Source organism: Paenibacillus polymyxa (assembly GCF_018614975.1).
In the GTDB taxonomy this organism is placed as follows: Bacteria; Bacillota; Bacilli; order Paenibacillales; family Paenibacillaceae; genus Paenibacillus; species Paenibacillus polymyxa_E.
Map to the genome: position 1 here is coordinate 17437 of NZ_JAGGNR010000034.1, position 21295 is coordinate 38731.

The 21295-nt window shown below is 48.4% G+C and carries 23 protein-coding genes and 6 tRNA genes; 15 read left to right on the forward strand and 14 right to left on the reverse strand.

The features are described from left to right. Positions 1–110 precede the first annotated feature (110 nt). Positions 111–2333 (forward strand): Tex family protein, encoded by a 2223-nt coding sequence (locus J7E78_RS22575; RefSeq protein WP_251035197.1) that lies wholly within the window; start codon positions 111–113, stop codon positions 2331–2333. Between the two features lie 180 nt (positions 2334–2513). On the opposite strand, the gene cmpA is transcribed toward J7E78_RS22575, so the two are convergent. Beyond that, positions 2514–2657, reverse strand: a complete 144-nt coding sequence (gene cmpA, locus J7E78_RS22580) for a cortex morphogenetic protein CmpA (RefSeq protein ID WP_017690033.1) — start codon at positions 2655–2657, stop codon at positions 2514–2516. A 183-nt stretch (positions 2658–2840) separates the two neighbouring features. Further along, on the reverse strand, positions 2841–3197 hold the full coding sequence (locus J7E78_RS22585) for a hydrolase/acyltransferase (protein ID WP_215078286.1): 357 nt from the start codon (positions 3195–3197) through the stop codon (positions 2841–2843). A 119-nt stretch (positions 3198–3316) separates the two neighbouring features. On the opposite strand from J7E78_RS22585, the gene J7E78_RS22590 reads away from it, so the two are divergent. The 3 genes from J7E78_RS22590 to J7E78_RS22600 all read left to right on the forward strand — a co-directional run bounded on the left by J7E78_RS22590 (position 3317) and on the right by J7E78_RS22600 (position 4042). Beyond that, positions 3317–3778, forward strand: a complete 462-nt coding sequence (locus J7E78_RS22590) for a SprT family protein (protein ID WP_215078287.1) — start codon at positions 3317–3319, stop codon at positions 3776–3778. A 93-nt stretch (positions 3779–3871) separates the two neighbouring features. Then, positions 3872–3947 (forward strand) — tRNA-Asn (locus tag J7E78_RS22595). 6 nt (positions 3948–3953) lie between these two features. Beyond that, positions 3954–4042: transfer RNA gene (locus tag J7E78_RS22600), tRNA-Ser, on the forward strand. Between the two features lie 222 nt (positions 4043–4264). Here J7E78_RS22600 and J7E78_RS22605 read toward each other — a convergent pair. After that, positions 4265–4963, reverse strand: coding sequence for an ArsR/SmtB family transcription factor (locus tag J7E78_RS22605; RefSeq protein ID WP_215078288.1), 699 nt, complete (start codon positions 4961–4963; stop codon positions 4265–4267). A gap of 107 nt (positions 4964–5070) precedes the next feature. Here J7E78_RS22605 and J7E78_RS22610 point away from each other — a divergent pair, with 107 nt between their 5' ends. Next, positions 5071–5730, forward strand: coding sequence for a flavin reductase family protein (locus J7E78_RS22610; protein WP_251035198.1), 660 nt, complete (start codon positions 5071–5073; stop codon positions 5728–5730). 151 nt (positions 5731–5881) lie between these two features. Here J7E78_RS22610 and J7E78_RS22615 read toward each other — a convergent pair whose 3' ends face one another. Together J7E78_RS22615 and J7E78_RS22620 are read right to left on the reverse strand one after the other, a co-directional pair. Beyond that, positions 5882–6778 (reverse strand): Cof-type HAD-IIB family hydrolase, encoded by an 897-nt coding sequence (locus J7E78_RS22615; protein WP_215078289.1) that lies wholly within the window; start codon positions 6776–6778, stop codon positions 5882–5884. A gap of 4 nt (positions 6779–6782) precedes the next feature. Continuing rightward, the gene (locus J7E78_RS22620; RefSeq protein ID WP_215078290.1) at positions 6783–7559 is read right to left on the reverse strand and encodes a DeoR/GlpR family DNA-binding transcription regulator; all 777 of its coding nucleotides are present in this window, start codon (positions 7557–7559) and stop codon (positions 6783–6785) included. Positions 7560–7864: 305 nt separating this feature from the next. Here J7E78_RS22620 and J7E78_RS22625 point away from each other — a divergent pair. The 4 genes from J7E78_RS22625 (at position 7865) to J7E78_RS22640 (ending at position 8816) form a co-directional block, all read left to right on the forward strand. Beyond that, positions 7865–7936: transfer RNA gene (locus J7E78_RS22625), tRNA-Glu, on the forward strand. A 106-nt stretch (positions 7937–8042) separates the two neighbouring features. Continuing rightward, a tRNA-Lys gene (locus J7E78_RS22630) sits at positions 8043–8118 on the forward strand. Positions 8119–8135: 17 nt separating this feature from the next. Continuing rightward, a tRNA-Leu gene (locus J7E78_RS22635) sits at positions 8136–8218 on the forward strand. 172 nt (positions 8219–8390) lie between these two features. Further along, positions 8391–8816, forward strand: coding sequence for a helix-turn-helix domain-containing protein (locus J7E78_RS22640; protein WP_215078291.1), 426 nt, complete (start codon positions 8391–8393; stop codon positions 8814–8816). Positions 8817–8927: 111 nt separating this feature from the next. On the opposite strand, the gene J7E78_RS22645 is transcribed toward J7E78_RS22640, so the two are convergent. From J7E78_RS22645 to J7E78_RS22670, 6 genes are read right to left on the reverse strand one after another with little or no spacing between them, the layout of a single operon-like run. Beyond that, complete coding sequence (locus J7E78_RS22645) at positions 8928–9899, reverse strand: urease accessory protein UreD (protein ID WP_215078292.1); 972 nt, start codon at positions 9897–9899, stop codon at positions 8928–8930. Continuing rightward, the gene (gene ureG / locus J7E78_RS22650; RefSeq protein ID WP_017690021.1) at positions 9805–10524 is read right to left on the reverse strand and encodes an urease accessory protein UreG; all 720 of its coding nucleotides are present in this window, start codon (positions 10522–10524) and stop codon (positions 9805–9807) included. The genes J7E78_RS22645 and ureG overlap by 95 nt, the downstream gene beginning before the upstream one ends. Before the next feature lie 33 nt (positions 10525–10557). Continuing rightward, positions 10558–11253, reverse strand: coding sequence for an urease accessory protein UreF (locus tag J7E78_RS22655; RefSeq protein WP_215078293.1), 696 nt, complete (start codon positions 11251–11253; stop codon positions 10558–10560). A gap of 33 nt (positions 11254–11286) precedes the next feature. Further along, the gene (gene ureC / locus J7E78_RS22660) at positions 11287–13005 is read right to left on the reverse strand and encodes an urease subunit alpha (RefSeq protein ID WP_215078294.1); all 1719 of its coding nucleotides are present in this window, start codon (positions 13003–13005) and stop codon (positions 11287–11289) included. Further along, entirely contained in the window at positions 13002–13391 is a 390-nt protein-coding gene (locus tag J7E78_RS22665; RefSeq protein WP_215078295.1) for an urease subunit beta, read from the reverse strand. Before J7E78_RS22665 ends, ureC begins: the two co-directional genes overlap by 4 nt. Positions 13392–13408: 17 nt before the next feature. After that, entirely contained in the window at positions 13409–13711 is a 303-nt protein-coding gene (locus tag J7E78_RS22670; RefSeq protein WP_076209470.1) for an urease subunit gamma, read from the reverse strand. Between the two features lie 261 nt (positions 13712–13972). Between J7E78_RS22670 and urtA the strand changes: the two genes are divergently transcribed. The 5 genes from urtA to urtE all read left to right on the forward strand — a co-directional run bounded on the left by urtA (position 13973) and on the right by urtE (position 18869). Continuing rightward, positions 13973–15223: an urea ABC transporter substrate-binding protein gene (gene urtA / locus J7E78_RS22675; protein ID WP_215078296.1), complete on the forward strand. Its 1251-nt coding sequence runs from the start codon at positions 13973–13975 to the stop codon at positions 15221–15223. Positions 15224–15405: 182 nt separating this feature from the next. Next, positions 15406–16311, forward strand: a complete 906-nt coding sequence (gene urtB / locus J7E78_RS22680) for an urea ABC transporter permease subunit UrtB (RefSeq protein WP_215078297.1) — start codon at positions 15406–15408, stop codon at positions 16309–16311. 21 nt (positions 16312–16332) lie between these two features. Further along, positions 16333–17424 (forward strand): urea ABC transporter permease subunit UrtC, encoded by a 1092-nt coding sequence (gene urtC / locus J7E78_RS22685; protein WP_215078298.1) that lies wholly within the window; start codon positions 16333–16335, stop codon positions 17422–17424. After that, the gene (urtD, locus tag J7E78_RS22690; protein WP_215078299.1) at positions 17387–18196 is read left to right on the forward strand and encodes an urea ABC transporter ATP-binding protein UrtD; all 810 of its coding nucleotides are present in this window, start codon (positions 17387–17389) and stop codon (positions 18194–18196) included. Before urtC ends, urtD begins: the two co-directional genes overlap by 38 nt. Then, positions 18174–18869: an urea ABC transporter ATP-binding subunit UrtE gene (urtE, locus tag J7E78_RS22695; protein ID WP_215078300.1), complete on the forward strand. Its 696-nt coding sequence runs from the start codon at positions 18174–18176 to the stop codon at positions 18867–18869. The genes urtD and urtE overlap by 23 nt, the downstream gene beginning before the upstream one ends. A 31-nt stretch (positions 18870–18900) precedes the next feature. Here the strand turns inward: urtE and J7E78_RS22700 are convergent, their stop codons facing one another. The 3 genes from J7E78_RS22700 to J7E78_RS22710 form a co-directional block, all read right to left on the reverse strand. Beyond that, positions 18901–19536 carry a nitrogen regulation protein NR(II) gene (locus J7E78_RS22700; protein WP_215078301.1) on the reverse strand — a complete coding sequence of 212 codons (636 nt, stop codon included), beginning with the start codon at positions 19534–19536 and terminating at the stop codon, positions 18901–18903. 26 nt (positions 19537–19562) lie between these two features. Then, the gene (locus J7E78_RS22705) at positions 19563–19766 is read right to left on the reverse strand and encodes a hypothetical protein (RefSeq protein WP_017690011.1); all 204 of its coding nucleotides are present in this window, start codon (positions 19764–19766) and stop codon (positions 19563–19565) included. Positions 19767–20032: 266 nt separating this feature from the next. After that, positions 20033–20734, reverse strand: a complete 702-nt coding sequence (locus tag J7E78_RS22710; RefSeq protein WP_215078302.1) for an urease accessory protein UreF — start codon at positions 20732–20734, stop codon at positions 20033–20035. 395 nt (positions 20735–21129) lie between these two features. Here J7E78_RS22710 and J7E78_RS22715 point away from each other — a divergent pair. Beyond that, positions 21130–21212: transfer RNA gene (locus J7E78_RS22715), tRNA-Leu, on the forward strand. Positions 21213–21295: the final 83 nt, after the last annotated feature.

The window sequence follows — 21295 nt, forward strand, 5'->3', positions numbered from 1 at the left end:
TATAGGGTAGAGTGAAAGAAACAAATGGTTCAACTATACTGTAATTACAGCAGCAAAGCTGCCCTGAAATGATTGTAACGAACGATTCAGGAAGGAAAGAGGGATTTATTTTGTCTGAACAGGAAACGGTTCTGGAACCCAATGAAGAAACAATAAAGGCAGAACGCCATGAACGAATCATCAAACAGGTAGCCAAGGAACTGTCACTGTCCTTGAAGCAGGTCCGCACAACGTCGGAGCTTCTGGACGAAGGCAATACGATTCCATTTATCGCCCGCTACCGTAAAGAAATGACTGGAGAGCTGGATGAGAACCAGCTGCGATCGATTGAAGAACGCATTGTTTATCTGCGCAATCTTGAGGATCGCAAATTGGAAGTCATCCGTATTATAGAGGAACAGGGCAAACTGACCGGAGAACTGAAGCAATCCATTACCCAGGCTGTGAAGCTGCAGGAAGTGGAAGATCTATATCGACCATACCGTCAGAAGCGGAAAACGCGTGCCAGCGTGGCCAAGGAAAAAGGTCTTGAACCCCTTGCTGGTTGGATCTGGGGTCAACCGAAACAAGGAGATGCACTCCAGGAAGCTGCGAAATATATCAATGCTGAACTGGGTGTAGAAGATGCGGAGTCGGCGCTTCAGGGAGCCAAAGACATTCTCGCGGAGAACATCGCAGATGATGCTGCCATTCGTGCCTGGATTCGTCGGTACACCTTGGATCACGGCATGCTGACTTCGGAAGCGAAGGATGCTCAAGAGGAGTCCGTGTACGAGAATTATTATGATTACCGTGAACTAGCCAAAAAGATGCCTCCACACCGTATTCTCGCGATTAATCGCGGGGAACGTGAGAATATTCTGAAAGTTGGCCTGGACGTACAGGCAGAACCGGCCCATCGTCATATGGAAGGACAGATCATTCGTGGTGCTTCTGCTGTGCAGGATATCCTGCGTGATGTGATTGAAGATGCATACAAGCGGCTGATTGCGCCTTCCATTGAGCGTGAAGTTCGTGGAGAACTCACGGAAAAAGGTGAAAATCAGGCCATATCGGTATTCTCGGCCAATCTGCGTAATCTGTTGCTTCAACCACCGATTCATGGCAAACGTGTGCTGGGTGTCGATCCTGCCTATCGTACCGGTTGTAAACTGGCTGTAGTGGATGATACGGGCAAGCTGCTGGAAGTGGCGGTGACCTACCCAACGCCACCACACAACAAGAAACGTGAAGCTGCGGAAGTATTCCATCGGATGATCAAGCAATATGATATCGGACTGATCGTCATTGGTAATGGTACCGGATCACGTGAAACGGAGCAGTTTGTTGCCGAGATCATTCAGGAGAACGGTGATGAAAGTCTTGTGTATCTGATTGTTAACGAAGCAGGCGCGAGCGTATATTCTGCATCCAAGCTGGCCCAGGAAGAGTTCCCTGATCTGGATGTTGCAGAGCGCAGTGCAGCTTCCATTGCTCGCCGGGTACAAGATCCGCTGGCGGAGTTGGTTAAGATTGATCCAAAAGCCATTGGCGTGGGTCAATATCAGCATGACGTATCCCAGAAGATTCTCGAAGAAAGCCTGAAGGCTGTCGTGGAATCCGCAGTTAACCATGTAGGCGTGGATGTGAATACCGCTTCACCTTCGTTGCTGTCATATGTTGCCGGAGTTAACGCTACGATTGCCAAAAACATCGTGAAGTACCGCGAAGAGAATGGCCGGTTCACGAACCGCCGTCAGCTTCAGAAGGTGCCACGTCTGGGTGCGAAAACCTATGAGCAGTGCGTAGGATTTATGCGTATTGGTGAGGGTGAGAACCCGCTGGACCGTACACCGATTCACCCAGAGTCCTACAAGGTTGTGGATCAGCTGTTCAAGGAGCTTCAGGTTACACTGGACAAGTTGGGCAGCAAGGAACTGTCGGTGTTACTGTCGGAGCAACAGCCAGGGGAATTGGCTGCGAAACTGGACGTAGGTGTGCCTACATTGCGTGACATTCTGGACAGCTTGCAGCGTCCGGGGCGTGACCCGCGTGAAGAAATGCCGTTGCCAATCTTCCGTACAGATGTATTGAAAATTGAGGATCTTGTAGAAGGTATGGAGCTGCAAGGTACGGTTCGGAACGTAATTGATTTTGGAGCCTTTGTTGATATTGGAATCAAGAGTGATGGGCTTGTCCATATCTCACAGCTCAGCAACGGATATGTTAAACATCCGATGGATGTTGTATCTGTCGGGGATAATGTAACGGTCTGGGTTATGAATGTGGATACCAAAAAAGGCCGTGTCGGCCTTACGATGAAGAAGCCTGCTTCTGCGCAACAGTCTTCTTAAATAGTAGGATTGGAGAACAGCCTTCCCTGACCAGGAAGGCTGTTTGTTGTCGACAGTAATAGTCCCGTTGTCCGTTCTAATTCCTTTAGTAAGTAGGGTAGGCAATATGTGCATTTTCTTAAAGTGCGTGTTCAAAAGGCCATCCTTCGGAACCCGATGCAGACTTTTATGAACAACCTCTTAAAGTTCGTTTTCCGCGCTGCGTGGTGTGCCATTTGCTGGTTTGTTACGATAAAAGAACCAGCATTCGTTCAGCAACTTGATTTGCCTGCTGTCCTTTTTGTGAAATGCACGCATCAGTTGATTGCAAAGCCATTGAGGCAAGGGTATCTCCTCCTCTTGCATAATTCATCTGTACGTTAGCATATGTGGCAATAGCCTGGACTGTGCGGGATAAGTGGAGGCCTTCGGCAAATCAATATCTCAATCACACAAAAAAAGCACAAATCCCAATTCAGGGAGATGTGCTTTTCGTTCTCATCATTATAAAATGATACCTGAGGTGAATTAGAGAGCTTCCATCTCTTCTTCATACCATTGTTCCAATTGGGCCTGAAGAGCCCGGATTTCGGTAAGCAGAGAAATCAAAGGATAATGGCTTTCACGTAGTGCTGCAAAAGATTCTTCAAGCGCATTGATATAATCAAGGCCGCCGATGATAGTAAGATTTTCGTTCAGGAGATCGAGGCTGTCACATTCGGCGATCGCCCAAGGCAGGACAGGTACATCTGCTGCAGTGAGTTTATCAATTTCCTTGTGCAGGCGCAGGTTGAGCGCACTGAGTTGATAGGCGTAATCTGCCGGCATTTCCACGAACTGCAATTGTTGTTCCTGCTGCAGGATGACATAGCGCATTTTAGGCATAACGAGTAATAATCTCCCCTCATACATTCTACTTGACAGTGTAGCCTACGAAACGGTTAAAATTCAAGTATTATGCCGGAAAAACAAATGCTCCGAGGGGGTGCAAGGAGAGGATACCGATGGAAAATGAGGAATTGCAACAATGGATTGAACAGGTATCACTGGATCATTTCGGAGTGCCGTTCACCCATGAAGCGTTGTTTAACAGTCGCCTGACCACGACGGGTGGACGTTATATGCTCAAAAGTCACCGGATTGAGATCAATCCGCATCAGCTCGAAGCATACGGGCGGGATGAGGTTGAAAAAATTATCAAACATGAGCTGTGTCACTATCATCTGCATATTCGTGGGCGCGGCTATCAGCATCGGGACCCGGAATTCAAAGCTTTATTGCAGAAGGTAGGCGGCTCGCGTTACTGCCAATCACTTCCTGACGGCAAAGGTAGAAAGCCGCTTCCATATCGTTATAAGCTGGTGTGCAAGAGCTGTGGTACGGAATATTTGCGCAAGCGGAAAATAGATCCGAAGCGTTACCGTTGTGGTCGTTGCGCGGGAAAGCTGAGCCTTCAGAATATCTGATGTGTGCATTGTTTGCTACGCATAAGAAAGTGATGAAAGGCATGTTGACTTGGATTATTAATCATGATAGATTAATCTTATTCAAGATCATTTTCCCTGATAGCTCAGTTGGTAGAGCACTCGACTGTTAATCGAGTTGTCACAGGTTCGAGCCCTGTTCGGGGAGCCATTTCTTGGAGAGATACCCAAGTGGCTATAAGGGGACCCTCTGCTAAGGGGTTAGACTGCGTAAGCGGTGCGAGGGTTCGAATCCCTCTCTCTCCGTTCTGAATTAAACTTCTCTGCAAAGGGATGAGAACCCTAAAGGTTCGTCGGAGCATAAGCTTCGTTAGCAATACTTCACAGTCTCGAACGAAGGGAGAGTACCCCTCTTTCTCCGTCCAGATTGCACTAAAAATCCTCTTCACATTAGACCGGTTAACGGTCAGTGTGAAGGGGATTTTTAGCGTTTATTCATCTTTGCTTATCCCTGGTGTACGCTTCAGCCTAAAGTGAAATGTTCAACACCTCGTATAAACCTTTCTTGCCTGCTTCCGTTACTTCGACAGAGCGACTTCCTGTTTTTTGTCGAATCCAGTCCAGTTCCGATAATCGTTGCCTTAGCTGTTCGCCAAGCACACCTGAGAGATGATGGCGGCGTTCGCTCCAATCCAGACATTTGCGAGCGATGGCCCGCCGTGACTCCGGTTTCACTTGAAGTTTAATTCCGAACGCGTTGAACCACTGCATTCCTTTCTCTGTAACTTGATAATCCTTGCTGTGTGCCTCTTCGGGGTCTGAAAGATACCCCTTCTGTACGAAGGCTTCACAGAGCGAGATTCCCAATTTCCCGGCCAGATGACCATAACAGGTCCGTGCATGACTCAGTTGTTGAAGCTGATCGGATTGTTTGAGAGAGCGGATCTGTACAGGCGGGGCAATACTGGCCATGCTTTCAATCAGATTAGCAATTTCTTTGTTTGCAATACGGTAGTATCGGTGGCGCCCTTGTTGTTCAACTTCGAGTAATCCTCCCTCTACGAGTTTAGCTAGATGGCTGCTTGCCGTCTGGGGAGTGACACTTGCCATATGAGCAAGCTCTCCTGCGGGCAACGCACGGCCATCCAGTAAGGATGACAGAAAAATGGAGCGACTTGGATCAGCGATTAACGACGCAATAATAGTAATATTCGGATATACATTCATACTTCGATCATACCTGAACTATTACTGTATTACAATCGAGTTGTATCGTCCCATATGGGTCAGATTGAGCTTATAAAGCATTGGAATGGGAACAGGAGAGGTACAGGATGAAAAAGATAACGAAACAGGACTTTGCTACAGAGCAGTTGTCCGAGAGTCCAGCAGTGATTCAACATGAAACGATTAATCCCAGTATTTTATATTATGGCACGCCTGTATTACTGCTAAGCACATTAAATGAGGATGGGTCAACCAACCTGTCACCATTATCTTCGTCTTGGGCGCTCGGAGACTGTCTGGTTCTTGGTCTAGGTACACAGGGCAAAGCCTATGAAAATCTGAGTCGACATCCGGAGTGTGTGATTAATTTGCCGGATGCATCTATGTGGAAACAGGTTGAAGCATTGGGCCGTTATACGGGAGTTACCCCGGTTCCTGAGGAGAAAAGGAAGATGGGCTATGAATATTGTCATGATAAATTCACTGTGGCTGAACTGACATCTGAATGCTCGGTTCAAGTGGCTCCAGATAAAATAGTTGAATGTCCGCTCCAGATTGAAGCGGCTGTACAACACATACGTACTCCCGAACATACACCGTTCATGGCGATTGTCGAAGTGAAAGCGGTGAAGGTGCACGCGCACACCCGCATGATATCTGGACCGAACAAGATTAATCCGGAGGAATGGCATCCACTGCTATATAATTTCAGACATTATTACGGATTGGGAGAGAGACAAGGGAGTAATTTTCGGGCAGAGAATTGACCTGAGTGGAAGTTCAACCTATATAGTCAGGGAAAGATTGGGTAATAGTAAAGATAGACTCATGTTCGATCTGCTGAGTTAAAATGAAGAGAACCTGCATGGATCAACAAGTGACCATGCAGGTTCAGTGCTTAATTCAGTATGGCTTCAATTACTGACCTTCTCCGACAATCGTTTCTGGACGGGACACCGGTTTACCTTTAAGCAGGCACTCGATGGCATGGGCAACACCGTGCTCCACATTGGTCAGCGTTATGGCTTTGGCTAATGCCTGGATTTCGGGTTCGCCATTACCCATGGCGATGCCAAGTCCTGCCATTTTTAACATGGAGACATCGTTGAAGTTATCACCAATCGCTACTGTATCTTCCATGGCGATGTTCAGGTGAGCCGCCAGTTTGGTGAGGGCATTACCTTTGGATACGTCCGGGTGCTGCATTTCAAAGTTATGCTCAAAGGATACAACCATAGCGACATCGGATCGGGAAGCGAAGTATTCTCGTCCTGTCTTTACTTTGTCCGGATTCATGGAGAAGGCCATAATATTATAGATGTAGGCTTCTGCCGGAATTTCGAGGTGGCTGTTTACACGGTGGTAGTCTTTTTTGTCATAGTGTTTCTTAATGCCCCGAATCATGCGTTCAATGTCCTCACCAGGGTTCGAACCCAGAACACGTTCCATCTCGGCGAGCAAGGTCTCATGACTGCTACGCGGGGCATAGATACCTTGTTGCGTTGAAGCCTCATAATAGACATCATGATCTTCCAGCCACTGCATGACGGAAGCTGCTGTGTCACGCTCGAGCGGAAGATGGAATAAACGTTCACCGTCTGCGTCATGAATTGTCGCTCCATTGGAGCCGATAATTGGGGTTTTGATTCCACCTTCGCGGCTGATGGTCACAACATCGGAATAGACACGTCCTGTTGCAATGGTAACTTTCATACCGGATTGCTGGGCCTTTTGGATGGCTGCGGCATTCTCCGGGCTAATCTGGCTATCTATGTTCAACAAAGTTCCATCTAAATCTGTGGCAAATAATTTCATATATTTACAACTCCTTATCATCTGTAGGTTCAGGAATGAGAATCTCAACCTGTTGTTCGGCTAGAAAAACAAGCCATTCTTTGGTTGGCCATTGATCCGTAATCAATACATCCACCAATGACCAGTCGGCAAAACGATAACCATAACGTCTATCAAACTTGGATTGATCTGCAAGAATAACAACTTTCTTGGCAGCTTTCATCATTTGGTGTTTAATTTTCCCTTCCTCTTCGGAAGCACTGAAGCCATCCATGGTGATTCCGCCAATTCCGATAAAGGCTTTATCTACATAATAGTGGGAGAGGGTCTCGATAACAGAGGTACCGTAGACATAACGTTGTTCCTTATCTACTTTGCCTCCGAGCAAACGAATCTGGACAGCAGTGTGATTGGAGAGAAGATCAGCGGAATGAATCGAATTAGTAATGACGGTACAGGATTTGCCGTTTAAGTTCTCGGCACAGGCCTGCACAGTCGTGGAAGAGTCCAGAATAATGATCTCGCCTTGTCTTACAATGGCCGCAGCGAGCTTGCCGATGGCTCTCTTTTCCTCAGATACATCGAGTAAACGGTCTTTGTAGGATCTGAATTCTTGCGGAGGAGGGGGGAGAATCGCGCCGCCACGTGTTCGGATAATGGCATCCTGTTCCTCAAGCTTAATCAGATCCCTGCGTGCAGTATCCCGTGATACATCAAACAAGGCGACAATATCATCGGCTGAGATGCGATTGTGTTTGCGTAGATGTTCAACAATGAGCTGCATTCGTTCTTCTTGAAACAAATATGTCACCTCCGAGTGTATGGATGACCGTACTTATACTGATACTTTAATTATAAGTATTCTTAATGTCATTTGCAATATTATAAGTGAATGTAAGTTTTTTTAAGTATTTTAATAGATGATTTACATTGTTCCTGCACGGGGGTGACATTGGCATGAATGGGGAGGTGGCTAATAATGGCTCTGAAGAGCAGTATGCAATGGACAAAAAGGCTTGAAAAATAAATTTCAAAAAAAGTATTGCAAGTTCAAATTGTCCTGTGGTATACTCATTCTTGTCGCCAAGAAAGACAACTTGTTATTAAGGCCCGTTGGTCAAGGGGTTAAGACACCTCCCTTTCACGGAGGTAACAGGGGTTCGAATCCCCTACGGGTCATATCTTCACTACCTTATGAGATCTATATTTTCGATGAGTAATCCTCAAATTCATTGCTCTTATAGACAAGAACGAAGCATGGCACATCCGGTGAAGTTTACAGCAAGAGCCATTAGCTCAGTTGGTAGAGCACCTGACTTTTAATCAGGGTGTCGAAGGTTCGAGCCCTTCATGGCTCACCATTTTTACAATTGAATATGCGGTCGTGGTGGAATGGCAGACACGCTATCTTGAGGGGGTAGTGGGTGTATACCCGTGGAGGTTCGAGTCCTCTCGACCGCATCACAGCAACAACGTTATAAGATAGACTTTCATGATCATTCATGGGAGTCTATCTTTGTGTTATACGATATACCTCATCCTATTCCAGGCATATAAAGGCTGAGCATTCAGGAATAATGTGGTATAATTCAAGCAGATGAGTTGATTATTACGGTTGGAAGGCGGTTCTTGTATGCAGTCGATCTATGAGCGAATTGAACACCTGATTGCCGAACGAGGAATGACCAAGAAGGCTTTCTGTCAACAGCTGAAGATTAGCACAGGCAATCTGGGTGACTGGAAACGTGGCAAGTCTATTCCGAGTACGAATAAATTAATTGAAATTGCTTCGTTTTTTGACGTGAGCCTCGACTGGCTCATGATTGGACGTCCATCGAAGGAAGCGATGGTTCGGGAAAAACGGGAGGATTATTTTTTTGACGTTTTGCGGCAATTGAATTGCCAGGAAAGTGAATTATCGACTGTGGAACAGTCTTTTATCAGCGAATATATTGAGTTCACCCGTTACCGCAAATCCAAGGAAAGCAAGGATGCAGGCGACTATCGCTATAAACCAGAGAACAAATCAGAGAACAATTCTGAGGAAAACGAAGCGTAAGTGATATGAGCAGCATCCATAGACTGAATGTACAAAAACCTCTGGACTCATCCGAACACACTCGGAGACAGTTCAGAGGTTTTTTGTATTAACCGTGCATGTTTTATGTCCTTATTTACGAAAGACAAGAGTTTCTTTGCCCAGCAGGTGGGGGCGGAGTGTGTTCCAGATCTGAAGACACTGCTCCTGAAGTTCCCAGGCTGCCATGCCAAGGAGTCGAACGCCGATGCCACCTGTTGCCAGCAAACTTGCACCTGCGAGCATTCGTCCATCGGGTGGCAGAGTGGATCTGACTTGCTCCAACTCCGCAGTACCAAGCCCCGGGGCGATCATCCATAACGCAGCGGTATGCGTATAGTGAAGGAGAGATGCTGAGTGTTTGGGATCATCGGTATCCGGTTCGAGTCCGAATCGATCCCAGACAGCCAGTTGCTCTCCTTGCCATATCTCCGTCAAGCTGCGGTAACGCTCGAATTGGAACGCCTCTCCCCGATGAATCCGTCCGGCAGACCAGATATCTGCATAAGCCAGGATTGCCTGTTCTTCCAGCTCGAAGGTTACAGCGAGTGAAGAAGAACTTCCCTTGAAAGGGATGACGCATTCAGGGAAGTATTCCAGCGTGGCCCCTTTTCCCAATCGAAAGTGATGATTAACGGATGAGGGAATGGAAGGTGTAGGATGAAGTCTGGTAGCGGATGTGCTGCTCAGCATGACATGGGTGCCTACCCCTAATTCCCACTCGGAATGATAATGATCCCCGTTCAGGACTCCGGGAGAGACGTCTGACGTGTACACACATAATTCGGTTCCACCTCCGGGAGGTCGAAAGGATCGGCTAAACCGGAGCGGTGCGCTGTAATAACGATCAGTCATGACCGTCCGGTCGCCTTGAAAGGCAAAGGTGGCCCGAAGCTCACTGCGGCGTGTGACGGGCGCACCTGCACTTTCATTCCCATTTATCTCTGTTCCCGTGGGGACAGAAGATGCATTAATGCGAGTGAGTGCCATGTTCATGGCTGTGTGAATGCAGATGTGCAGCGGAAGCATCGTCATCCATATATTGATGTTCGAGCCAATGGACAATCTCGGATACACCTTCACCGCTCATTAGATTAGACATGACATAAGGGCGGCCTTCGCGTACCCGTTCGGTATCATTTTTCATAACTTCCAGGCTTGCTCCAACGTAAGGGGCGAGGTCTGTTTTGTTGATTAACAGCAGATCTGAACGCGTGATGCCGGGACCGCCTTTGCGAGGGAGTTTCTCTCCTTGGGCAACGTCAATAATGTAGATGAACACATCAGCCAGTTCCGGACTGAATGCAGCGGAGAGATTGTCGCCGCCGCTCTCGATGAAGATCAGTTGCAGATCCGGGAAACGTTCAATTAACTCGTCAACCGCTTCAAAATTCATGGAGGCGTCCTCGCGAATAGCCGTGTGCGGGCATCCACCTGTCTCTACGCCGATAATACGCTCTGGTGCCAATGCATTCTGACGCAGCAAGATTTCGGCATCTTCCTTGGTGTATATGTCATTTGTGATGACAGCAAGACTATAACGTGTACGCAGTGCCTTGGACAGCTTCTCCACAAGGGCTGTTTTACCTGAACCTACCGGTCCGCCAATTCCAATTCTCATCGGACGACTCCGATCAAATGCCTTGCGTTCCCACTCCGGATGATGCGTATGATTAGCTCCTCCACACATAACAATTCCTCCTAATTTAGATAAAAGTTGTAGTTAAGACATAAACAGCCGCGCGGGTAAGGTCTCATGCCGCATGGCGTAGATTTCCTGGGCAATTCCGAAGCTGTGCATATCCTCCGGGTCATTGTCCCGCATGAGCGCCCATTCCGCTTCGATATCATCAAGCAGCTTCTGAATCAACATCTGCGCTTCGGTTTGTCCAATGGGCAGCAGGCGAAGTGCGCTGTTCACATAAGCGTTCACTGAGGTATACAGATGCCCGGTAACGGCTTCATCCAATCCAATCTCCAATTGATAGTTGATATAACCGTGAATGGTCGTGATGCCGCAATACGCGCCGTGTTCCCGGATGGCCTCATCAATTAGGGAAAAGTCCATCCATGGATAGAGTGAACGGGCCAGCTTGAGCAGTCGCTTTCCCATTTTGTGGCCGCTTTCCCGGAGTTCCCGAGGGGAGCGCTGGGCGTGGACACGTTTATCATACAGGGCAAGTAGAGCGGCATCTTGCTGTTTTATCGCCTGATAGACGCCTTTGATGGCAAGACCATCTAGTCGGACAAGACTGGAATGAAGCTGGCTGCGAATAAACTGTTCAAGCTGGGCGGTATTTTGCACGGTGCCATCATGCGTATAAGCCTCCAGACCGAAGGAATGGGAGAAACCACCGATGGGCAGGGCCGAATCCAGCAGCTGAACGTAACGGAGTAGCTTCGTGCCACTGTTCATCATGAGTGCCCCCTTATCAGCTAATCCGTATTCCTGTCAAAACATAAAGTACCGCTGTGCCATAGGTAACTCGTCTGCGGGTTCGCAGGTGAGAAGCTCGCCGTCGGCACGTACCTCATAGGTTTCGGGATCGACTTCAATGACAGGGGTGACGTCGTTGTGAATCATGTCTTTTTTGCTGACCGAGCGGCAGCCTTTGACGGGTTCAACCCGTTTTTTCAGGCCCAATGACTCTTTGATCCCCGCATCTGCTGCGGCTTGGGAGACAAAGGTGATCGATCCGCTGGCAATGGCGCTACCATAAGCTCCGAACATCGGTCTGCCAAATACCGGCTGAGGTGTCGGGATGGACGCATTGGGATCACCCATCTGGGCGAATGTGATCATGCCACCTTTGATGACAATCTCGGGTTTAACACCGAAGTAAGCTGGTTTCCATATGATTAGATCTGCCAGCTTTCCAACTTCCACCGAACCCACAAGGTGTCCGATTCCATGAGCGATAGCTGGATTGATGGTATATTTGGCGACATATCGCTTGATCCGATCGTTATCGGAGGGGGAATTCGGGTTGAGCTCAAGTTTGCCGCGCTGTTTTTTCATTTTGTCGGCTGTCTGCCAGGTGCGGATAATGACTTCGCCCACTCGGCCCATGGCCTGTGAATCGGAACTGATGATGCTGAACACGCCAAGATCATGCAAAATGTCTTCGGCTGCGATTGTTTCGGGACGAATCCGCGAATCCGCAAAAGCGACATCTTCCGGGATGGAAGGGTCCAGGTGATGACACACCATCAACATATCGAGATGCTCTTCTACAGTGTTGCGTGTGTATGGTCGTGTTGGGTTGGTTGATGAGGGGATAACGTAGGACTCCCCAGCGGCCCGGATAATATCCGGTGCGTGTCCGCCACCAGCGCCTTCCGTATGGTACGTGTGGATCGTCCGGCCGTTGATCGCAGCCAGCGTGTTTTCGAGAAATCCGGTTTCATTCAGTGTATCGGTATGGATAGCGACTTGAATATCATGTTCCCCGGCGGCAGTCAAGCAGGCATCGATAGCACTCGGGGTAGTGCCCCAATCCTCATGCAGCTTCAGACCGATTACACCCGCTTCAATCTGTTCGATCAAAGGTGCGGTGCTGGAACTGTTGCCTTTGCCAAGGTAACCGATGTTCATGGGAAAAGCCTCTGCCGATTCTAACATCCGATGTATGTGCCAAGCTCCTGGTGTGCAGGTGGTGGCTTTGGTTCCTGTTGCTGGTCCTGTTCCGCCGCCGATCATGGTCGTGACCCCGGAGGATAACGCAGTCTGAATCTGCTGTGGGCAGATGAAGTGAATATGGGTATCAATGCCGCCGGCGGTTACAATCATGCCTTCACCAGCGATGATTTCGGTGGAAGCACCGATAACCAGTGCGGGAAGAACACCATCCATTGTATCTGGGTTACCGGATTTGCCAATGGCGCAGATGTGACCATCCCGAATGCCGATATCCGCTTTCACAATGCCCCAATGATCGATAATGATAGCGTTGGTGATAACCGTATCAGGAGTGCCGTCACTTCGCAGGGCAGTGGTAGACTGCCCCATCCCGTCGCGGATAACCTTGCCGCCCCCGAACTTGCTCTCATCTCCATATACGGCATAATCATGTTCAATCTCTGCCCATAGTTCGGTATCCGCAAGTCTTACGGCATCACCGGTTGTTGGTCCAAACATCGACGCGTATTGTTCACGGCTCATTCGTTTCATGAAGGTTCACCTCCATCTTGTATGGGAGGGGAGAACATCTTCAGGAATGTCTCCAGTTTCTGTGGATCAGGAGCTTGATCCGCAGACCCTTCGGTTAATCCGTTGAATCCGTGAATCTGGCGTTTGCCGCCAAAGGTTGTGAGTTCAACAGGTTTCTCTTCACCGGGTTCGAAGCGAACTGCGGTGCCTGCCGGAATATGCAGACGATGTCCAAAAGCTGAGGTGCGATCAAAGTCCAGTGCTGCATTAACTTCATAGAAGTGAACGTGAGAGCCCACCTGGACGGGGCGGTCGCCGCGGTTAAGGACAATGAGTCGTAGGGTTAAACGATCCGGATGACAGATGATGTCGTCATCTGGCTTCAAACGGTATTCACCAGGAATCATGGTTTCTCCTACCTTTCTCAGCGTATAGGTTCATGTACGGTAACCAGTTTTGTACCGTCAGGAAATGTGGCTTCTACCTGTACTTCAGGAATCATATCGGGAACACCATCCATACAGTCTTCACGTGTCAGGATGGTACCTCCGTATCTCATTAATTCGGCAACACTCATTCCATCCCGTGCTCGTTCCATAAGTTCGGAGGTCAACAAGGCGATGGCTTCGGGAACATTCAACTTGAGTCCGCGTGCTCTTCGTTCACGGGCGAGGTTAGCGGCCACGGTAATCAGGAGTTTTTCCTTTTCCTGCTCAGTCCAGTGCAAGGCAATCCGACCTTTCGCTTATAATGTCTGATATGTTCATGGATCATGTTATATGTTAAATATACTCACACAGGGTGAATCCTTTGTCAATAAGCTTCAAAGCTTATTAGCACTATGCATGAAACGAGTAGGCATGAAATAAAATTATGTAAGCTATATTGACATGGAGAATGTAACACTCCATAATTTGGATCAACGAACATTTCGGACGCAAATGACCTTAATGTTCGTCAATAGACTAAAAAAAGGGAGTGTAGGCTATTGAAGAAGAGGTCGGTCAAGTTATGGAGTGTTTTGCTCGGTGCGGTCATCGTGATGACAGGATGTGTGGAGGGCGCTGCGCCGCCTGAAGCTTCGGGTTCAGGTGGTACAGGAGAGCCGGCTGCATCCGGTGAACCGATTAAAGTTGGCATTCTTCACTCTCTCAGCGGAACGATGGCGATCAGTGAGGTATCTGTTAAAGATGCGGAGATGCTTGCCATTGAAGAGATCAACGCCGCGGGCGGAGTTTTGGGTAAACAGATTGAGCCTGTAGTTGAGGATGGCGCTTCGGATTGGCCTACTTTTGCGGAGAAGGCTGGGAAGTTACTGCAACAGGATAAGGTCGCTGCTGTATTTGGCGGATGGACCTCTGCAAGTCGGAAGGCTATGCTCCCGGTGTTCGAACAGAATAAAGGTCTATTGTTTTACCCGGTGCAATATGAGGGATTGGAATCGTCGCCAAATATTTTTTATACAGGAGCAACAACCAATCAGCAGATCGTTCCATCCGTAACCTGGTTGCTGGAGAACAGGGGCAAGACGTTTTATCTGCTCGGTTCAGATTATGTATTCCCAAAAACGGCCAATCAGGTCATTAAGGCACAACTCGCAGCAGAAGGTGGCGAAGTAGTGGGTGAGGAATACACACCGCTGGGCCATACCGATTACAGTACCATCATTAGCAAAATCAAAGCTGCGAAGCCGGATATTGTATACAATACGCTGAACGGAGATAGCAATGTGGCCTTCTTCAAACAATTGAAGGATGCCGGAATCTCCTCGGATCAGATGACGACCCTCTCGGTAAGTGTGGCGGAGGAAGAGATCCGTGGTATTGGCGCAGACGTATTGAAAGGGCATCTGGCTTCGTGGAATTATTATCAGACAACCGATACACCTGAAAATGCTACATTTGTTGCCAAGTATAAAGAAAAATACGGTGCTGATCGAGTGACAGCTGATCCGATTGAAGCGGGATATGTGGCGGTTTATCTCTGGAAGGCGGCGGTGGAAAAAGCAGGATCAACCGACGTGGAGAAGGTGAAGGAAGCTGCCAAGGGTCTGGAGTTTGATGCCCCGGAAGGGAAGGTAACCGTGGATGGAGAGAATCAGCATATCTACAAAACCGTACGGATCGGTGAGGTGCAGGAAGATGGGCAGTTCAAGGAATTATGGAATTCTGGTGAGCCTGTCAAGCCGGACCCTTATCTGAAAACGTATGAATGGGGAGCTTCCCTCAGCGCTAAATAACATAGAAACCTCGCAATAAAACAGGCAACTCGCTTCGAAGCAGCCGAAACATAAACGAGGGTGTGACAACACATCCTCTCACCGCATCACGGTAAAGCGTTACTGTGATGTTAAAAATGTTGCTGCCGCTAATTGAGGTCATGTGAAATATCGAGAGTCACGGTATGGAGGAGGGGATAGCGATGGAGATGTTTATCCTGCAGATGTTCAACGGTCTGAGTATCAGTTCAATTCTGTTGTTGATTGCATTGGGGCTTGCAGTAACGTTTGGGCTGATGAATGTCATCAATATGGCTCACGGTGAACTGATCATGATTGGTGCATATGCAACGTATGTAACACAAAATCTGTTCATGTCCTATGCTCCAGCAGCGTGGTTTGGTGCCTACTTTGTTGTGGCTCTGCCGATTGCGTTCATTGTAGCGGCTATGATTGGCTGGTTGCTTGAAGTGGTGCTGATCAGGCATCTGTATGGCAGGCCGCTGGACAGTCTGCTTGCGACATGGGGTGTAGGCATGATGCTGCAACAACTGGCCCGCACAATATTCGGAGCACCAAATGTGGGAGTATCCAGTCCGGCTTGGCTCAATGGGGGATTGGCGATCTCGGATGGTATTGTATTTCCGTATAAACGAATTTTCATTATCGCACTGGTTGCGGTTGTGCTGCTGTGTATGTATCTCTACATCTACCGAACATCTTCCGGAAGACGAATGAGGGCTGTGATGCAGAATCGGAGCATGGCGGGCTGTTTGGGAATTTCGACAAGGCGGGTAGATGGCATGACCTTTGCCATTGGTTCGGGCATTGCCGGAATTGCTGGCTGTGCATTAACGCTCATTGGTCCAATTGGTCCTTCGCTTGGTACGTATTATATTGTGGATGCGTTCATGGTGGTTGTTCTGGGTGGCGTGGGGAAATTGGTCGGAACCGTGTGTGGTGCACTGGGGATCGGCATGTTCAATACGCTGTTCGAAACCTATACCTCGGCCTCCATTGGCAAGGTGCTTGTGTTTGTATGTATTGTTGCTTTCCTGCAATGGAAACCACGCGGCTTGGTCGCAATACGTACACGGAGTCTCGATTAACGTGAAAAAGGGGGTTAGTTCATGTCGGCATTACTCAAGACTGGCAGTCTCAAAATGAGGATCATCTGGGCGGTTGTACTCATCATGATGTGTCTTGCTCCACTAATCTCCACGGAGTTTCGTCTGAGTCTGTTAGCCAAGTTTTTGGCGCTGGCGATTCTGGCCATTGGTCTCGATCTAATCTGGGGATATGGGGGTGTGCTGAGTCTTGGGCATGGGGTGTTCTTTGGTCTGGGTGGATACGCGATGGCGATGTATCTGAAGCTTCAGGCCAGTGGAGCCACGCTTCCTGATTTTATGGGATGGAGTGGTCTCAGTGGTCTGCCGTGGTTCTGGGAACCATTTCGCTCTTTCCCCGTGGCGCTGTTATTGGGGATAGCCCTTCCGGCATTGCTCGCCTTAGCCCTGGGCTGGTTTACGTTCCGTAACCGGATCACCGGTGTTTATTTTACCATCCTGACTCAGGCCTTGGTTCTCATTACGGTAACATTGTTTGTTGGTAAACAGGAATGGACGGGTGGAACAAATGGCATTACCGGATATAATTCAATCTTTGGTTTTACACTTCATTCCGCTGGAACAACAATAGTTCTCTACTATATAACGCTTGCTGTTCTGGTGATCGCGTATGTGCTCTGTCGTCGAATGGTGAACAGTCGGTTCGGCCAAGTGCTCGAAGCTGCGCGTGATGGAGAGAATCGGGTGCGATTCCTTGGATATGATCCGGCAGGATATAAAACGCTGGCTTTTGCTTTTTCCGGTGCGCTTGCAGGCATCGCGGGCATGTTGTTTGTTCTTCAGGTGGGTATTATCTCGCCATCGATGATGGGGATTGTGCCCTCCATTGAGATGGTCCTGTGGGTTGCATTGGGTGGTCGCGGTACGCTTATTGGAGCGGTCATCGGAGCGGTAGTGCTGAATGCAGGCAAAACAGGCATAAGCGAGGCTTATCCCGAAGGGTGGCTGTTCGTCATTGGCGGACTCTTTGTAACAGTAGTTTTGTTCATGCCAAACGGTATTGTAGGTGTATATCGTCATGTTGTTCGCTTGCTGAAGCGGAGAGGAGAGAGTGCGCATGTCCAAGTCACTCGGGAAAAACCTAAAGTCTACTGAGGAGTCAGCGGTGTTGGTAGCCGAGGACATTACCGTAGCCTTTGGTGGGTTCGTTGCTGTCAAAGGCATGAATCTGAAGCTGCATGAACATGACCTGCATTTTCTGATCGGACCCAATGGCGCAGGGAAAACAACGATGCTGGATGTGATATGCGGCAAAACAAAACCCATGTCCGGCTCGGTGAAGATGGCCGATGGTACGGAATTAACACGACTGAAGGAGCACCAGATTGTTCGCAAAGGTGTGGGACGCAAATTCCAGGCGCCATCGATCTTTGCGGGTCTGACGGTACAGGAGAATCTGACGCTGGCGGCGGAGACTCGCCGTTCCCCTTTGCAAGCCATCGGTATTCGTCGCTATGGGAAGATGAGTGCTGCCATGGAGCATGTTACCCTCCAGATTGGTCTGCAAGACCGCGTTGATGCTCGTGCAGGTGCGTTATCGCATGGGGAGAAGCAGTGGCTGGAGATTGGCATGCTGCTTCTGCAGGAGCCGCGGGTGTTGTTGCTGGACGAACCGGCCGCAGGCATGACGGATGAAGAAACACACAAGACCGGGCGGCTTCTGCAAGAGATTGCGCGTGAACGCTCGGTTGTGGTGGTGGAGCATGATATGGAGTTTGTACGAGAGTTCGCAGCCAAGGTGACGGTAATGCATGAAGGGAAACTGCTGAAGGAAGGTACGATGGCAGAGATACAGGCAGACCCGAAAGTGGCAGAAGTGTATCTGGGCAAAAGGAGGGATGACCATGCTGTCACTGCAACGAATTGAATCCGGCTACGGGGAAAGCAATGTGCTTCGTGGTGTGAACCTGGATATACAGCCTGGACAGGTGGTGTGTCTGATGGGCCGTAACGGTGTAGGGAAAACAACGTTGATGAAAACATTAATGGGGCTGCTCAAAACACGCAAGGGTAGTATTCAGTGGCAAAATCAGGAGTTATCCACCTTGGACACAGCCAAGCGGGCAAGGGCGGGGATCGGTTATGTACCGCAAGGGCGGGAGATTTTCCCGCAGCTTACGGTGAAAGAAAATTTATTGCTCGGTCTGGAGACAAGTGCGCCGGGAGTAAAAACGTTCCCGGAGGATGTGCTGGCGATGTTTCCAGTGCTTGCTACGATGTATGGACGGCAGGGCGGGGATCTGAGTGGTGGACAGCAGCAACAGTTGGCATTCGCCCGAGCATTGGCTTCGCGTCCGGGGTTGTTGCTACTTGATGAGCCGACAGAAGGCATCCAGCCTTCTATCGTGGAGGACATTCGACAGGTTATTTTGCAGCTTAAGGCACAGGGGAACCTCTCGGTTCTGCTGGTAGAGCAGAGTATTGATTTTGTACGAAGTGCCGCAGATTACATCTATATCATGGACAAAGGAACCATAACCCTGCATGGGACACCGCAAGAACTGGATATGTCGCAGTTTGAACATCATCTCTCCGTGTAATTTTAGTTAGTGTGGCGAGTGGAGAGAGGTTTCAGGAACGCTTGTCCAGGATATTGGAGTATTTCGGATATAACCGCCGGATGCATTCCGGGCAGATGTCATGGGTGAATTCAGCGTGGGTATGCTTCTCCAGATAACTCTCAACGGAGTTCCAGTGTTCCTCTTCGTCCTTGATTTGTTTGCAGACTGCGCAAATAGGCAGCAGTCCTCGCAAGGTGCGCACTTCAGACAATGCCTTCTTTAATTGGTGTTCTGTCTTTCTCTGTTCGGTAATATCCATGTGTGCAATCAAAGCGAGATCGGTATCCAGAATTGAATTTGCATAAGATAGAGGGGTGAGTTCTACACGAAACCACCTCTTTTCGTTGTATACAGTATACACGCAGATGTCATATGTATGATTTCGATTAAAGGGTATTCCGCGTTCTTTCAAATTCTGTGCGACAAGTGCCATGTTAGTGTTCTTGCCTCGTATTGCCCAGGCTTCCGTCAGATGCAAGTAATGTTTATGACTACTGTGTGTATCCGGGTTTGGTGAGCATTGACCGAGTCCCTGTTGCCAGGCACGGTTACAACTTTGGATAATCCAATTGTGATCAACGATAATGAGCTGGTGACGGATGGACTGGAACGACAGCCTCTCCAGATCGGATGTAACATGTCTCATGATGGGACCCTCCTTTGGCAGAAATCTTATCTCAGTTCATCTGGAATATCCAAAATATCAGCGACCAGGTGCCTGAATCGGGTTGCTTTGCGTGTGCCGTGAATAAGATTGGATAAACGATAGGGTGGGATGCCATGCTGTTCACAAAAGGTCTTCTGGTCCACTTGAAGTTCGGTTAGCCGTCGTTTGATGGCCCATCCGAACGGAGTAACTGGTTTTTTCTTGTTCAAAAGGGTTCACCCCTGGTTAGAATGTAGTATTCAGCCGCCCTTTCTTCATGTAGAATATATAGAAATGCGAGCTGTATGTTTCATTATATACGTAAATTCGTCATCTAACAATTAAAAAAGACGGAAAAAAGTGTATTTTGTGATCATAAATGGCGTAAATACGTAAATAAAACAAATAAAATGACAAAAAACACGTCGGCAAGGAGGTTGCCGCGTGTTTTTTGGTTTGTCTGAATGAAGGGGAGCAGGTATGAGAAGGAAGGGGATTAGGCCCTGTAGGCATGAAGTCCAGCTCCAAGCATATGGAAACTGGGGAAAAACGATTTCATGGACATCGAGGTTGGCTGTGCCAGTCCATCCGCAGCCGAGGCGCTGACGGTCTTCCATTCATTCTCCAGATCTGTGGCCAGGCGGACCATCAGATCCTTGGTTGTATCGTTGTTCAGGGGGATGACTTTGGAGGCTTCGGTTATGCAGGCATTCATGGCTGAATGCAGGTAACCAAGGACCGCCTCCTCGACCGGGATGTCGAGGTGGTGGTTAATCCAGGCGTGAACAGTGGAGAGGCAGCCGACCGAATCGTATTTGGCAAAGATCTGTTCGAGCTGGCTGAACTCAATCCAGGGGTGCAGAGCGCGTGCGAGTCTGATCAATCGTTTACCCATGGCGGCAGCTTGTTCTCTGAGATCTCCAGGGGTTCGCTGAACATGGACGAGCTTGTCGATCAGAGCCATCCGCCATGCATCCTTGTGATCTGCTGCGGTATAGATGCCTTTGATGGCCATGCCTTCAAGACGAACGATGCTGGGATGCAACTGACAACGCATGAATGATTCGAGATCTTCAGCATTACGAATGGTACCCTCCCTGATATGGATATCCATGCCGAAGGAATGGGTGAACCCTCCAACCTGAATAGAGGAATCAAGCAGTTTGACATAATCGAGCAGCTTATTCCCACGGTTCACAATCATTCGCCTCCTGTGTTCGTTAAATGTCACTTAAAGTAACATTTATATTCCTTTTTGTTTGTTTTATGTTTGAAAATCCGAATTATATGATAGTTATCATCCCATAAATGTCCGCTTTTTGTCAATAGTATCAGTAAAATTTAATGTATAGAATCTAAATCTAAATTTTGTGTTATTTTAATTAACTTTTAATGTTATATAAATGAATCAACAAAATCAGTTCAAGGGGGAAAAGAGGGGATAAAATTAAATAATATGCAGTTCATGGATAAACATGACGAGAATATGCGTTTTTAAGGAAAATACCTAGCTGAAAAAGAAGTATTAAAAAAAACTTTACTTTTAGTTCTGAACTCGGTATAATCAGTTCTGTTGCCGATTATTTACGACATGCGGTCGTGGTGGAATGGCAGACACGCTATCTTGAGGGGGTAGTGGGCGTATGCCCGTGGAGGTTCGAGTCCTCTCGACCGCATCATATGAACGATTAAGAAGAAGCTTTCCATTAATGGAAAGCTTCTTTTTTTTGTCTGTGCACCTAGCCAAGCTAGACACAAC

Excerpts from the sequence above, each read along its gene's own strand:
- J7E78_RS22585 (WP_215078286.1), bottom strand. The coding sequence starts at position 3,197 with ATGCCTAAAATGCGCTATGTCATCCTGCAGCAGGAACAACAATTGCAG.
- J7E78_RS22590 (WP_215078287.1), top strand. The coding sequence starts at position 3,317 with ATGGAAAATGAGGAATTGCAACAATGGATTGAACAGGTATCACTGGAT.
- J7E78_RS22605 (WP_215078288.1), bottom strand. The coding sequence starts at position 4,963 with ATGAATGTATATCCGAATATTACTATTATTGCGTCGTTAATCGCTGAT.
- J7E78_RS22610 (WP_251035198.1), top strand. The coding sequence starts at position 5,071 with ATGAAAAAGATAACGAAACAGGACTTTGCTACAGAGCAGTTGTCCGAG.
- J7E78_RS22615 (WP_215078289.1), bottom strand. The coding sequence starts at position 6,778 with ATGAAATTATTTGCCACAGATTTAGATGGAACTTTGTTGAACATAGAT.
- J7E78_RS22640 (WP_215078291.1), top strand. The coding sequence starts at position 8,391 with ATGCAGTCGATCTATGAGCGAATTGAACACCTGATTGCCGAACGAGGA.
- ureG (WP_017690021.1), bottom strand. The coding sequence starts at position 10,524 with ATGTGTGGAGGAGCTAATCATACGCATCATCCGGAGTGGGAACGCAAG.
- J7E78_RS22655 (WP_215078293.1), bottom strand. The coding sequence starts at position 11,253 with ATGATGAACAGTGGCACGAAGCTACTCCGTTACGTTCAGCTGCTGGAT.
- ureC (WP_215078294.1), bottom strand. The coding sequence starts at position 13,005 with ATGAAACGAATGAGCCGTGAACAATACGCGTCGATGTTTGGACCAACA.
- J7E78_RS22665 (WP_215078295.1), bottom strand. The coding sequence starts at position 13,391 with ATGATTCCTGGTGAATACCGTTTGAAGCCAGATGACGACATCATCTGT.
- urtB (WP_215078297.1), top strand. The coding sequence starts at position 15,406 with ATGGAGATGTTTATCCTGCAGATGTTCAACGGTCTGAGTATCAGTTCA.
- urtC (WP_215078298.1), top strand. The coding sequence starts at position 16,333 with ATGTCGGCATTACTCAAGACTGGCAGTCTCAAAATGAGGATCATCTGG.
- urtD (WP_215078299.1), top strand. The coding sequence starts at position 17,387 with ATGTCCAAGTCACTCGGGAAAAACCTAAAGTCTACTGAGGAGTCAGCG.
- urtE (WP_215078300.1), top strand. The coding sequence starts at position 18,174 with ATGCTGTCACTGCAACGAATTGAATCCGGCTACGGGGAAAGCAATGTG.
- J7E78_RS22700 (WP_215078301.1), bottom strand. The coding sequence starts at position 19,536 with ATGAGACATGTTACATCCGATCTGGAGAGGCTGTCGTTCCAGTCCATC.